13 protein-coding genes are annotated in these 12,759 nt (G+C 60.6%); all 13 read left to right on the top strand.

The window, feature by feature from the left end:
- The first annotated feature begins 184 nt into the window (after window positions 1–184).
- Complete coding sequence (locus FHW68_RS21150) at window positions 185–1,456, top strand: glutamate-5-semialdehyde dehydrogenase (RefSeq protein ID WP_183682897.1); 1,272 nt, start codon at window positions 185–187, stop codon at window positions 1,454–1,456.
- A complete protein-coding gene (gene nadD, locus FHW68_RS21145) occupies window positions 1,425–2,135 on the top strand; it encodes a nicotinate-nucleotide adenylyltransferase (protein WP_260296743.1) in 711 nt (236 codons plus the stop codon). The genes FHW68_RS21150 and nadD overlap by 32 nt, the downstream gene beginning before the upstream one ends.
- A 72-nt stretch (window positions 2,136–2,207) precedes the next feature.
- Entirely contained in the window at window positions 2,208–2,702 is a 495-nt protein-coding gene (gene rsfS / locus FHW68_RS21140) for a ribosome silencing factor (RefSeq protein ID WP_095633918.1), read from the top strand.
- A 9-nt stretch (window positions 2,703–2,711) separates the two neighbouring features.
- Complete coding sequence (gene rlmH / locus FHW68_RS21135; protein ID WP_029292262.1) at window positions 2,712–3,179, top strand: 23S rRNA (pseudouridine(1915)-N(3))-methyltransferase RlmH; 468 nt, start codon at window positions 2,712–2,714, stop codon at window positions 3,177–3,179.
- Between the two features lie 10 nt (window positions 3,180–3,189).
- A complete protein-coding gene (gene mrdA / locus FHW68_RS21130) occupies window positions 3,190–5,085 on the top strand; it encodes a penicillin-binding protein 2 (protein WP_183682891.1) in 1,896 nt (631 codons plus the stop codon).
- 31 nt (window positions 5,086–5,116) lie between these two features.
- Window positions 5,117–6,220 carry a rod shape-determining protein RodA gene (rodA, locus tag FHW68_RS21125; RefSeq protein WP_168185123.1) on the top strand — a complete coding sequence of 368 codons (1,104 nt, stop codon included), beginning with the start codon at window positions 5,117–5,119 and terminating at the stop codon, window positions 6,218–6,220.
- Window positions 6,221–6,237: 17 nt separating this feature from the next.
- Window positions 6,238–7,248, top strand: a complete 1,011-nt coding sequence (gene mltB, locus FHW68_RS21120) for a lytic murein transglycosylase B (RefSeq protein ID WP_183682888.1) — start codon at window positions 6,238–6,240, stop codon at window positions 7,246–7,248.
- Entirely contained in the window at window positions 7,248–8,258 is a 1,011-nt protein-coding gene (locus tag FHW68_RS21115; protein WP_095633914.1) for a septal ring lytic transglycosylase RlpA family protein, read from the top strand. Before mltB ends, FHW68_RS21115 begins: the two co-directional genes overlap by 1 nt.
- Window positions 8,259–8,440: 182 nt before the next feature.
- Entirely contained in the window at window positions 8,441–9,598 is a 1,158-nt protein-coding gene (locus FHW68_RS21110) for a D-alanyl-D-alanine carboxypeptidase family protein (RefSeq protein WP_095633913.1), read from the top strand.
- 80 nt (window positions 9,599–9,678) lie between these two features.
- On the top strand, window positions 9,679–9,954 hold the full coding sequence (locus FHW68_RS21105; RefSeq protein ID WP_095633912.1) for a DUF493 domain-containing protein: 276 nt from the start codon (window positions 9,679–9,681) through the stop codon (window positions 9,952–9,954).
- Entirely contained in the window at window positions 9,954–10,601 is a 648-nt protein-coding gene (lipB, locus tag FHW68_RS21100) for a lipoyl(octanoyl) transferase LipB (RefSeq protein WP_183682885.1), read from the top strand. Before FHW68_RS21105 ends, lipB begins: the two co-directional genes overlap by 1 nt.
- A 1-nt stretch (window position 10,602) precedes the next feature.
- Window positions 10,603–11,625, top strand: a complete 1,023-nt coding sequence (lipA, locus tag FHW68_RS21095) for a lipoyl synthase (protein WP_095145403.1) — start codon at window positions 10,603–10,605, stop codon at window positions 11,623–11,625.
- A 173-nt stretch (window positions 11,626–11,798) separates the two neighbouring features.
- Window positions 11,799–12,749 (top strand): LD-carboxypeptidase, encoded by a 951-nt coding sequence (locus FHW68_RS21090; protein ID WP_183682882.1) that lies wholly within the window; start codon window positions 11,799–11,801, stop codon window positions 12,747–12,749.
- Window positions 12,750–12,759 lie beyond the last annotated feature (10 nt).

Genomic DNA, 12,759 nt, shown 5'->3' with positions numbered 1-12,759 from the left:
ACAGCGTTTATCAGGGCTGATTGAGTCGTGATGATAACAATATGCAGCTTAATCCCGGCTGAACGTCGGCAAATTGCCCTCCATTTCGACCATCCGCCTGTCACCGCTGTTAGTCCCGGGACGCGACAGCTATAATCTGCCGCTTTACTCTTTACCAAGACCTTAGCAAAGACCATTGCAGACCATGACTGAGTCCGTTCTTGACTACATGACCCGTTTGGGTCGCGCCGCCCGCGAAGCTTCCCGCGTGATCGGCCGTGCCAGCACCGCGCAGAAAAACCGCGCCTTGCAGGCGGCTGCCAATGCGCTGGACGCTGCACGCGCCGAGCTGACCGCAGCCAATGAACAGGATTTGGCGGCCGGCCGCGCCAATGGTCTGGAGCCTGCTTTGCTGGAACGTCTGGCGCTGACCCCGGAGCGCATCGACGGCATGATCGTCGGTTTGCGTCAGGTCGCGGCACTGCCAGACCCGGTGGGGGCGATCCGCGACCTGAGTTATCGCCCGTCCGGCATTCAGGTCGGCAAGATGCGCGTGCCATTGGGCGTGATCGGGATCATCTACGAATCACGGCCGAACGTGACCATCGATGCCGCCAGCCTGTGCCTGAAGTCTGGCAACGCGACCATCCTGCGTGGCGGCTCCGAGGCGATTCATTCCAACCGTGCCATTGCCGCCTGCATTCAGCGCGGCCTGGCCGAGGCCGATCTGCCGGCCGCCGTGGTGCAAGTGGTCGAAACCACCGACCGTGCCGCCGTTGGCGCGCTGATCACCATGCCCGAATACGTCGACGTCATCGTGCCCCGTGGTGGCCGTGGCCTGATCGAACGGGTCAGTCGCGATGCCCGCGTACCTGTCATCAAGCACCTGGACGGCATTTGTCACGTCTACGTCAGCGCCCACGCCGATCTGCCGAAAGCCCAGCGCATTGCCTTCAACGCCAAGACTTACCGTTATGGCATCTGTGGCGCCATGGAAACCCTGCTGGTGGATCAAGCGGTTGCCAAGGAATTCCTGCCGTCGATGGCGGCACAGTTCCGCGAAAAAGGCGTCGAACTGCGCGGTTGCGAGCGTACACGGGCGATCATCGAGGCCGTCGCGGCCACCACCGAGGACTGGCACACCGAATACCTGGCGCCAATCCTCTCGATCCGCGTGGTCGACGGGCTGGATCAGGCCATCGAACACATTAACCAGTACGGCTCCCATCACACCGATTCGATCGTCAGCGAAAACCTGGCCGACACCCGGCGTTTCGTGGCCGAAGTCGATTCGTCTTCGGTGATGATCAATACGCCGACGTGCTTCGCCGATGGCTTCGAATACGGATTGGGTGCCGAGATTGGCATTTCTACTGATAAGCTGCACGCCCGCGGCCCGGTGGGCCTCGAAGGGCTGACTTGCGAGAAGTACGTCGTGGTCGGTGATGGTCAGTTGCGCGGCCAGGAGTCGGTCTGACTTGGGCGACTTCAACCCGTCGGTCAGCGAGCCCCGGCCTCGACGCATTGGCGTACTGGGCGGGACTTTCGACCCGGTGCACATCGGCCATTTGCGCGGTGCACTGGAAGTTGCCGAGTCGCTGGCGCTCGACGAGTTGCGTCTGACACCCAGTGCCAGGCCGCCTCATCGCGGTACGCCGCAGGTGTCGGCGAAGGACCGTCTGGCGATGGTCAAGTGCGCGGTGGCCGGTGTGCCACCGTTGGTGGTGGATGCCCGCGAATTGCAGCGGGACAAACCGTCCTACACCATCGACACCCTGGAGCTGATGCGCGCCGAACTGGCCGCTGCGGACCAGGTTTTTCTACTTTTGGGCTGGGACGCATTTTGCGGCCTGCCCACTTGGCACCGCTGGGAAGAGTTGCTCCAGCATTGCCACATCCTGGTGCTGCAACGCCCGGATGCCGACAGCGAACCGCCGGATGCCTTGCGCAACCTGCTGGCAGCGCGCTCGGTGAGCGACCCGCTGGCCCTCAAAGGGCCGAGCGGACAGATTGCATTCGTCTGGCAGACGCCGCTCGCGGTATCCGCCACCCAGATCCGTCAACTGCTGGCCAGCGGTAAGTCGGTACGTTTCCTGGTGCCCGACGCGGTCCTGGCCTACATCGATGCGCACGGACTCTACCGTGCGTCGAACTGAAAAAGGGCGCGCTTCAAGGCACGTGAACCCGTGTACCGAAGCGCCCGAACACACGAGCAAAACGAGTTTTATATGACTGACAAAGACGTAAACAAAGTAAAGCGCAAGGGCACGTTCAAGAGCGCTCCACTGCCAGTAGTGGCTGATACCGGCCCGGAACTGCGCGGTGAAGAGCTGGTCAAGGTTGCCGTAGCGGCCCTGGAAGACGTCAAGGCCCAGGATGTTCTGGTGATCGACGTTCGTGAAAAACAGAGCATCACTGATTTCATGATCATCGCTACCGGTACTTCCAACCGTCAGATCGGCGCGATGCTGGATAAGGTCCGCGAGTCGGTCAAGGCCAAGGGCGTCAAGCCATTGGGCGAAGAAGGCAAGGGCGACAGCGACTGGGTGCTGTTGGACATGGACGACGTCATCGTGCACATGATGACTGCCAGCGCTCGCCAGTTCTATGACCTGGAGCGTTTGTGGCAGGGTGCCGAGCAGAGCCGTGCCGGCAGCGCCGCGCACCACAGCCCGGAAAACACCCATGAGCATTTCATCAAGCTCAACAAAGACCAGCAATAAGGGACCGCTGTGCGACTGCGACTGATCGCCGTCGGTTCACGCATGCCCAAATGGGTGGAAGAAGGCTGGCATGAATATGCCAAGCGTCTTCCGTCCGAGCTGGCGCTGGAACTGGTGGAAATTCCGCTCAATACCCGCGGCAAGAACGCCGACGTGGCGCGTTTTATCCGTCAGGAAGGCGAGGCCATGCTGGCCAAGGTCGGGGCGAACGAGCGCATTGTCACCCTCGAAGTCCACGGCAAGCCCTGGAGTACCGAGCAACTGGCGGTCGAACTCGATCGCTGGCGGCTGGACTCGCGCACGGTGAATTTCATGGTCGGCGGCCCCGAAGGGCTGGCGCCGGAAGTCTGTGCCCGGGCAGATCAACGCTGGTCGTTGTCGCCGTTGACGCTGCCGCACCCCTTGGTGCGGATTCTGATCGGCGAACAGCTGTATCGTGCCTGGACAGTCCTGTCCGGCCACCCTTACCACAAGTAGTTCTGCCCTCATGCCCCAGCCGATCCGCATCAAGGACCACGAAAAAGACGCCCGTCTGGTGCGCGGCCGCGTCGTGTTCGGGGCCATTGCGGTGGTGGCGCTGATCGGCGTGCTGATCGCGCGGCTGTATTTCCTCCAGGTGATCCAGTACGAGTACCACTCGACCCTGTCGGAAAACAACCGCGTCCATGTGCAACCGATTCCGCCGACCCGCGGTTTGATCTTCGACCGCAATGGCGTGGTGGTGGCCGATAACCGGCCCAGTTTCAGCCTGAGCATGACCCGCGAACGCTCCGGCAACTGGCAGCAAGTGCTCGATGTGATCGTCGAGGTGCTCGAGCTGACGCCCGAAGACCGGGTGATTTTCGAGAAGCGCATGCGTCAGGGGCGCCGGCCGTTCGAACCGGTGCCCATCCTGTTCGAACTGACCGAAGAGCAGATCGCCCGCATCGCAGTGAACCAGTTCCGCCTGCCCGGGGTGGAAGTGGTCGCGCAACTGGTGCGTCATTACCCGCAGGGCCCGCACTTTGCGCACTCGGTGGGCTACATGGGGCGGATCAACGAGAAGGAGCTGAAGTCGCTCGATCCGGTCAATTACAGCGGCACCCACCACATCGGCAAGACCGGCATCGAGCGCTTCTATGAGGCCGAATTGCATGGCCAGGTGGGTTACGAGGAAGTCGAAACCAACGCACGAGGTCGCGTATTACGCGTACTCAAGCGTACCGATCCGATTCCTGGCAAGGACATTGTCCTGAGCCTGGACATCAAATTGCAGGAAGCCGCCGAAGCCGCGCTGGGTGGTCGCCGCGGCGCGGTCGTGGCGCTGGACCCGAACACCGGCGAAGTGCTGGCAATGGTCAGTCAGCCGAGTTTCGACCCGAACCTGTTCGTTACCGGCATCAGTTTCAAAGCCTATGCCGAGCTGCGCGATTCCATCGATCGGCCATTGTTCAACCGCGTGTTGCGCGGTCTGTACCCGCCGGGCTCGACGATTAAACCGGCGGTGGCGATTGCCGGCCTGGATGCGGGCGTGGTCACGGCGGCGACCCGGGTCTACGACCCCGGTTACTACCAACTGCCCAATTACGATCACAAATACCGTAACTGGAACCGTACCGGCGACGGTTTTGTGGACCTGGACACGGCGATCATGCGGTCCAACGACACCTATTTCTATGACTTGGCGCACAAGCTGGGGATTGATCGATTGTCGGCTTACATGAGCAAATTCGGGATTGGCCAGAAGGTCTCCCTCGACATGTTCGAAGAGTCGCCAGGATTGATGCCGACCCGGGAATGGAAGCGCGCGACCCGTCGGCAGGCCTGGTACCCGGGCGAAACGCTGATTCTGGGGATCGGTCAGGGCTACATGCAGTCCACTCCGTTGCAGTTGGCGCAGGCCACGGCGCTGGTGGCCAACAAGGGTGTGTGGAATCGTCCGCATCTGGCCAAGACTCTCGAAGGTGCGAAGCCGGTGGACGAAAATCCGATGCCGGACATCATCCTGCGCGACCCGTCGGACTGGACCCGGGTCAACCACGGCATGCAGCAGGTGATGCACGGTGCCCGCGGTACCGCGCGCAAGGCCGCGATCGGTTCGCAATACCGGATCGCCGGCAAAAGTGGTACGGCCCAGGTGGTCGCGATCAAGCAGGGCGAGAAGTACGACCGCTCCAAGGTCCAGGAACGCCACCGCGACCACGCTCTGTTCGTTGGCTTCGCACCGGCCGAAAACCCGAAAATCGTCGTGTCGGTGATGGTCGAGAACGGCGAGTCCGGCTCCGGCGTCGCCGCGCCTGTGGTGCGTCAAGTGATGGACGCCTGGCTCCTGGACCAGGATGGCCGACTGAAAGCCGAATACGCCAGCCCTATCAGTGCGGAGGCTACGGCCCGTGAAGAGTAATTTCGATCGCATACTCTCCAGCGAGGATGTGATGCGTCGCCGTGCGACGCTGTTGCAACGCATGCACATCGACGGCCCGTTGCTGATCCTGCTGTTGACTCTCGCGGCCGGCAGCCTGTTCGTGCTGTATTCGGCCAGCGGCAAAAGCTGGGATCTGCTGGCCAAGCAAGCCACTTCCTTCGGCATCGGCCTGGTATCGATGATCGTCATCGCCCAGTTCGAGCCGCGCTTCATGGCCCGCTGGGTGCCGGTCGGTTATGTGATCGGCGTGCTGTTGCTGGTAGTGGTGGATGTCATGGGCCACAACGCCATGGGGGCCACGCGCTGGATCAACATTCCCGGAGTGATCCGTTTCCAGCCTTCGGAATTCATGAAGATCCTGATGCCGGCAACCATCGCCTGGTACCTGGCCAAGCGCTCTTTGCCACCACAACTCAAGCATGTGGGCGTCAGTTTGTTTCTGATCGGGTTGCCATTCATCCTGATCGTGCGTCAACCCGACCTCGGCACTTCGCTGCTGATTCTCGCCGGTGGCGCGTTCGTGCTGTTCATGGGCGGCCTGCGCTGGCGCTGGATTCTCAGCGTGATTGCCGCGGCCGTGCCGGTGGCAATCGGCATGTGGTACTTCGTCATGCACGACTACCAGAAGCAGCGAGTCCTGACCTTTCTCGATCCCGAGAGCGATCCGCTGGGCACAGGCTGGAACATCATCCAGTCGAAAGCGGCCATCGGTTCCGGTGGTGTGTTCGGCAAAGGTTGGTTGCTTGGCACCCAGTCGCACCTGGACTTCCTGCCGGAAAGCCACACCGACTTCATTATTGCGGTGCTGGGCGAAGAATTCGGCCTGGTAGGCATCTGCGCACTGTTGCTGATTTACCTGCTGTTGATCGGTCGCGGGCTGGTGATTACTGCCCAGGCACAGACATTGTTCGGCAAATTGCTCGCGGGCAGCCTGACCATGACGTTTTTTGTTTATGTTTTCGTCAACATCGGTATGGTCAGTGGCCTGTTGCCGGTTGTGGGGGTGCCGTTGCCGTTCATTAGCTACGGAGGAACTTCGCTGGTGACGCTACTGTCAGCGTTTGGGGTTTTGATGTCGATCCATACCCATCGCAAGTGGATCGCGCAGGTTTGAATAAGGTGAAGATTTCAATGCAAGTAATGCGTGGCTGGGCGACTCGATACGCGCCGTGGGTCGGCCTGGTGAGCATCCTTGGTACCGCGCAGCCAGCGTGGGCCGGCGATTACGAAGGCTCGCCGCAGGTGGCCGAGTTCGTCGGTGAAATGACCCGCGACTATGGTTTTGCCGGTGAACAGCTGATGGGCGTGTTCCGCGAAGCCGAGCGCAAACAGTCGATTCTGGACGCGATCTCCAAACCCGCCGAACGGGTTAAACAGTGGAAAGAATATCGCCCGATGTTCATCACCGATGCGCGCATCGCCCGTGGCGTGGACTTCTGGCGTCAGCACGAAGCGATCCTGGCCCGCGCCGAGCAGGAATACGGTGTGCCGGCGCAGGTGATCGTCTCGATCATCGGGGTTGAGACCTTCTTTGGTCGAAATACCGGTAATTTCCGGGTGATCGATGCCTTGTCTACCCTGGGTTTCGACTATCCTCCCCGTGCTGAATTCTTCCGCAAGGAATTGCGTGAATTCCTGCTGCTGGCCCGTGAAGAGCAGGTCGATCCGTTGACCCTCAAAGGCTCCTACGCCGGGGCCATGGGCTTGCCGCAATTCATGCCAAGCAGTTTTCGCGCCTATGCGGTGGATTTCGACGGTGACGGCCACATTAATATCTGGACCAACCCGGATGATGCCATCGGCAGCGTCGCCAGTTATTTCAGGCGTCACGGTTGGGTTGCCGGCGAACCGGTGGTCAGTCGCGCCGATGTGCGTGGCGATCAGGTCGACGAGGGTTTGACCGCAGGCATCGAGCCGACGAAAACTGTCGGGGAGTTGCGGGCGCTGGGCTGGTCGAGTCATGATGCGCTGCGCGATGATATGCCGGTCACGGCGTTCCGCCTGGAAGGTGACAATGGCCCGGAACACTGGATGGGCCTGACGAATTTTTACGCAATCACGCGTTATAACCGCAGCGTGATGTACGCCATGGCCGTACATCAACTGTCTGAACAGCTGGTCCAAGCACGGGGCGTCAAGTAATGCGGGCATTGCCTATGGATAAACCCCTGAAGCTCATGGCATTTGCCGCGTTGACGATTGTGCTCGCCAGTTGTTCGACCAGTCGCGCGCCGGCGCAAAAGTCCTCGACCGCCGTTCGTTCGGCACCTGGCCTGGATATCAACCGGGCCCACAAGGACGGCGCACCCTGGTGGGACGTCGACGTAACGCGCATTCCGGATGCCACGCCGACCCTGCACAGCGGTCCTTATAAAGCCAACCCGTACACGGTGCTGGGCAAGACTTATTTCCCGATACAAGAATCCAAAACCTACGTGGCCTCGGGCACTGCGTCCTGGTACGGCACCAAATTCCATGGCCAGAACACCGCCAACGGCGAAGTGTATGACCTGTACGGCATGAGCGCAGCGCACAAGACCCTGCCGCTGCCCAGTTACGTGCGGGTGACTAACCTGGACAACAACAAAACGGTCATCCTGCGGGTCAACGACCGCGGGCCGTTCTATTCGGACCGGATCATTGACTTGTCCTACGCGGCCGCCAAGAAACTCGGCTATGCCGAAACCGGTACGGCGCGGGTCAAGGTCGAAGGCATCGACCCGCAGCAATGGTGGGCAGCCAAAGGTCGCCCGGCGCCTTTAATGCTTAACGAGCCGAAAATCGCACAAAATAGCGCCCCGGTGATAACGGCATCGGCCGGTACCGTCGAGCAATGGACGCCGCCGCCGCAACAACACGCCGCGGCCGTCGTACCTGTGCAGATCGATGCAAAAAAAAACGCTTCTGTACCAGCCTCTGGCCAGTATCTGCAGGTGGGCGCGTTCGCCAACCCGGACGCTGCAGAACTCCTGAGATCGAAGCTCAGCGCGATGGTGAGCGCTCCGGTGTTCATCAGCTCGATCGTGCGTAACCAACAGACACTGCATCGGGTGCGCCTGGGGCCGATCGGCTCGCCAGGTGAAATCCAGCAAGTGCAAAACAGCGTGCGGCTGGCCAATCTAGGTTCGCCGAGCCTGGTCAGCGCCGAGTAATACCTGGTTCTTGTTTGACGGTTCGCTTGCGGTTTGGGGGGCGAACCGGGTTGTTGGCTCGTTGAAGAACAAAAGCCCGGCAAGGGTTGCAGAGTGAGCAACTGAACACGCGACAACTTTTTCAAGGGTTGTCTGATTAGTTTTGCCCTAGGGCAGTTTCCATTAGCGATTTCGAGAGACGGATGAACATCACCACCTTTGCCAAACGCCTGTGCCTGCTAGTCCCGCTGCTTCTCTCTCCCGCGGCTTTCGCGGCCGAGATGATGCCGTCGCCACCGCAACTGGCCGCCAAAGCCTATGTACTCATGGACGCCAGCAGCGGCAACGTGCTGGTAGAGAACAATGGTGATCAGCGCCTGCCACCGGCCAGCCTGACCAAGCTGATGACCGCTTACATCGCCACCCTGGAAATCCGTCGTGGCCAGATCGGTGAAAACGATCCGGTGACCGTCAGCGAGAACGCCTGGCGTACCGGCGGTTCGCGGATGTTCATCAAGGTGGGTTCGCAAGTCACCGTCAGTGATCTGCTGCACGGCATCATCATTCAGTCGGGTAACGACGCCAGTGTTGCGCTCGCCGAGCACATCGCCGGCAGCGAAGACGCGTTCGCCGACATGATGAACAAAACTGTGGCCGATCTGGGCATGACCAACAGCCACTTCATGAACCCGACCGGTCTGCCGAACCCGGAGCACTACTCGTCGGCTCACGACATGGCTGTGCTGGCCCGCGCGATCATCCACGAAGACCCGGCTCACTACGCGATCTACTCGCAGAAAGAGTTCTTCTGGAACGGCATCAAGCAGCCTAACCGCAACCTGCTGCTGTGGCGCGACAAGACCGTCGATGGTCTGAAAACCGGCCACACCGACGAAGCCGGCTACTGCATGGTGTCTTCGGCCGTACGTGATGGCATGCGCCTGATCGCCGTGGTGTTCGGCACCAACAGCGAAGTGGCCCGTGCTGCTGAAACCCAGAAGCTGCTGACTTACGGTTTCCGCTTCTTCGAAACCCAGACCTTCTATCAGAAAGGCGCCGAGCTGGCTCAGGCTCCTGTCTGGAAAGGCACCACCAATCAAGTCAAGGCCGGCCTGGCACAAGACCTGACCATGACCCTGCCAAAAGGCCAGCTGAAAAAGCTCGCCGCCAGCATGACCATGACCCCGCAATTGATGGCGCCAATCGCCAAGGGCGATGTGATCGGTAAAGTCGAAGTTAAACTGGACGACAAAGTGGTGCACAGCGCCGACCTGATCGCTCTGGACGCGGTCGACGAGGGTGGTATCTTCCGCCGCATGTGGGATAGCATCCGTCTATTCTTCTACGGCTTGTTCAACTGAATTAGTGTGGACCTGCATGGCCCCCTTCCAATCCGGAGCGGGGCCATGTCCGTTGCCACGGCTTACGAGGCCGTTACGCCATGACAGACACCGAAGTAAAGGCGCCAAAAATCGAATTCCCCTGCGCGGATTATCCGATCAAGGTAATCGGCGACACCGGCGTGGGTTTCAGGGACAAAATCATCGCGATTCTTGAGAAACACGCGACCGTTGACCACGACACCTTTGCCGAACGGCTGAGTACCAACGGCAAGTACACGACCATCCAGTTGCACATTATCGCCACCGGCCAGGAACAGCTGTACGACATCAACAGCGAGTTGCGGGCTACCGGTTTCGTGCACATGGTGTTGTGATGTCTGGCACGCTGGGCTTTCGCGAGCTCGGTCAGATGGCTTATGAGCCGGTCTGGCATGCCATGCAGCGCTTCACCAACGAACGCGGCAGCGATGCCGCCGACGAAATCTGGCTGGTGGAGCATCCGCCGGTGTTCACTCAGGGCCAGGCTGGCAAGGCCGAGCATCTGCTGCTGCCGGGGGATATTCCGGTGGTGAAGGTCGACCGCGGTGGCCAGGTGACTTATCACGGTCCCGGCCAACTGGTGGCCTACCTGTTGCTGGACGTGCGCAAGCTGGGGTTTGGTGTGCGTGATCTGGTCAGCCGCATGGAGCAATGCCTGATCGAGCTGCTGGCCAGCTACGGCGTGACCGCGGTGGCCAAGCCGGATGCGCCGGGTGTCTATGTCGACGGCGCGAAAATCGCTTCTCTGGGTCTGCGGATCCGCCACGGTTGCTCCTTTCATGGCCTGGCCTTGAACGTGGATATGAACCTGGAACCGTTTCGACGGATTAATCCCTGCGGCTACGCCGGGCTGGCAATGACCCAGCTGCGCGATCACGCAGGATCGATTGAATTTGCCGAGGTAAGTGCCCGGCTGCGCGCGCAGCTCGTCAAACACCTCGACTATGCTGAGCAGACGACCCTAACGGGCGGAATCGACTGATATGACTACTGATGCAGTGCAAACCATGATCCCGACGCTCGATGTCACCGAGCGTCCGGCCCCGCGTGCCAAGGTTGAAGCCGGCGTCAAGCTGCGCGGCGCCGAGAAGGTTGCACGCATCCCGGTGAAGATCATCCCGACCACTGAGCTGCCGAAGAAACCTGACTGGATTCGTGTGCGTATCCCGGTTTCCCCGGAAGTCGACCGCATCAAGGCCCTGCTGCGCAAACACAAGCTGCACAGCGTATGCGAAGAGGCGTCCTGCCCGAACCTGGGCGAATGCTTCTCCGGCGGCACCGCGACCTTCATGATCATGGGTGACATTTGCACCCGTCGCTGCCCGTTCTGCGACGTCGGCCATGGTCGTCCGAAACCACTGGACGTCAATGAGCCGGAAAGCCTGGCCATTGCCATCGCCGACCTGCGCCTCAAATACGTGGTGATCACCTCGGTAGACCGCGACGACCTGCGTGACGGCGGTGCCCAGCATTTTGCCGACTGCATCCGCGAAATCCGCAAACTGTCGCCTAACGTGCAGCTCGAGACCCTGGTCCCGGACTACCGTGGCCGCATGGACATCGCGCTGGAAATCACCGCCGCCGAGCCGCCGGATGTGTTCAACCACAACCTGGAAACCGTACCGCGCCTGTACAAGGCCGCGCGTCCGGGTTCGGATTACCAGTGGTCGCTGACCCTGCTGCAACGCTTCAAGCAGATGATGCCGCATATTCCGACCAAGTCCGGTTTGATGCTGGGCCTGGGCGAAACCGACGAAGAAGTCATCGAAGTCATGAAGCGCATGCGCGAACACGACATCGACATGCTGACCTTGGGCCAGTATCTGCAACCCTCCCGCAGCCACTTGCCGGTCCAGCGCTTCGTACACCCGGATACCTTCGCCTGGTTCGCCGAGGAAGGTTACAAGATGGGCTTCAAGAACGTAGCCTCCGGGCCGCTGGTGCGTTCCTCGTACCACGCTGACGAGCAAGCGAAACTGGTCAAGGCCGAGCTGATGTCGTCCTGATCCTGCTGTGAGAACAAAAAAGCCCGCAAGGCTCTCAGGCCTTGCGGGCCTTTTTTTGGCAGTACCCGCGGCGATTGCGGTCTTTTCCTGCACGCTGTGGTGCGATTGACCCTCTTCTGTTTATTCCCGTTCCTGACTACTGTGTGCTGAAGCATTCACAGGGAGAATCATGGATGACTGCTCGACCGACCCATACCCTTTGTCCCCATGCCCCCGTGCCGGCCTTGCCGCCTTCCGGGCTGATTGGCGTGATCGCGCCCGCCGGCCCCGCAATGCTGGACACCGATAAAGCCATTACCTGGATGCGCGCTCGTGGCTATTCGCTGCGCGTGTTTCCCGGCGTTTATGAGCAAGAGGGGTATCTGGCTGGCAGCGATGATGTGCGGCTCAATGACTTGCACGGCGCATTCGCCGACAGCGAGGTCGATGCCATCATCTGCTTGCGTGGCGGTTACGGTACGCCGCGTTTGCTCGATCGCATCGATTTCGAATTACTGCGCAACAACGCCAAGCCATTCATCGGCTACAGCGATGTCACTGCGCTGCACATGGCCATCAGTCGTTATGCCGGGTTTGTGACCTTCCATGGCCCGATGCTCAACGCGGACCTGCTGGGTGACAAACAGCAACCCACCGAGTTCTCGTTTTTCAACATGCTGCGCGGGCAGGTGAAGGCGGGCACTGTGCTTTCTCATCCGGTGGCCTGGCCGTTGACCACTATCGAGCCCGGTATCGCTCACGGGCGTTTGCTGGGGGGCAACCTGTCGATGATCGCCGCCACCATGGGCACGCCTTATGAAATCGATGCCGAGGGCGCCATCCTGTTCATCGAGGACATTAACGAGCCGCTGTATCGCATCGACCGGTTGCTGACTCATTTGCGTCTGGCGGGCACGCTGCACAAGCTGCGCGGGGTTCTGGTGGGGGATGTGGCAGGCGTCGATGCGATCGCGCTGAAGAAGTTGCTCAAGCAGACCTTTGCGCCATTGCGCATCCCCGTGCTGGGCGGATGGCGTAGCGGGCATTGTGATCCGAATCTGACGCTGCCGATGGGCGCGCTGGTCAGGCTGGATGCGGGGGACAAGACGTTGGTGCTGGAGCAGGATGTGGTAATCAGGCGGTAGTTCGTTAGCG

It is taken from the genome of Pseudomonas sp. Tn43, assembly GCF_014192635.1.
In the GTDB taxonomy this organism is placed as follows: domain Bacteria; phylum Pseudomonadota; class Gammaproteobacteria; order Pseudomonadales; family Pseudomonadaceae; genus Aquipseudomonas.
This window is presented reverse-complemented; position numbering and strand designations above follow the sequence as displayed.

Coding starts and splice junctions, on each gene's coding strand:
- FHW68_RS21150 (WP_183682897.1), top strand. CDS start 185: ATGACTGAGTCCGTTCTTGACTACATGACCCGTTTGGGTCGCGCCGCC.
- nadD (WP_260296743.1), top strand. CDS start 1,425: ATGGTCAGTTGCGCGGCCAGGAGTCGGTCTGACTTGGGCGACTTCAAC.
- rsfS (WP_095633918.1), top strand. CDS start 2,208: ATGACTGACAAAGACGTAAACAAAGTAAAGCGCAAGGGCACGTTCAAG.
- mrdA (WP_183682891.1), top strand. CDS start 3,190: ATGCCCCAGCCGATCCGCATCAAGGACCACGAAAAAGACGCCCGTCTG.
- rodA (WP_168185123.1), top strand. CDS start 5,117: ATGCGTCGCCGTGCGACGCTGTTGCAACGCATGCACATCGACGGCCCG.
- mltB (WP_183682888.1), top strand. CDS start 6,238: ATGCAAGTAATGCGTGGCTGGGCGACTCGATACGCGCCGTGGGTCGGC.
- FHW68_RS21115 (WP_095633914.1), top strand. CDS start 7,248: ATGCGGGCATTGCCTATGGATAAACCCCTGAAGCTCATGGCATTTGCC.
- FHW68_RS21110 (WP_095633913.1), top strand. CDS start 8,441: ATGAACATCACCACCTTTGCCAAACGCCTGTGCCTGCTAGTCCCGCTG.
- FHW68_RS21105 (WP_095633912.1), top strand. CDS start 9,679: ATGACAGACACCGAAGTAAAGGCGCCAAAAATCGAATTCCCCTGCGCG.
- lipB (WP_183682885.1), top strand. CDS start 9,954: ATGTCTGGCACGCTGGGCTTTCGCGAGCTCGGTCAGATGGCTTATGAG.
- lipA (WP_095145403.1), top strand. CDS start 10,603: ATGACTACTGATGCAGTGCAAACCATGATCCCGACGCTCGATGTCACC.
- FHW68_RS21090 (WP_183682882.1), top strand. CDS start 11,799: ATGACTGCTCGACCGACCCATACCCTTTGTCCCCATGCCCCCGTGCCG.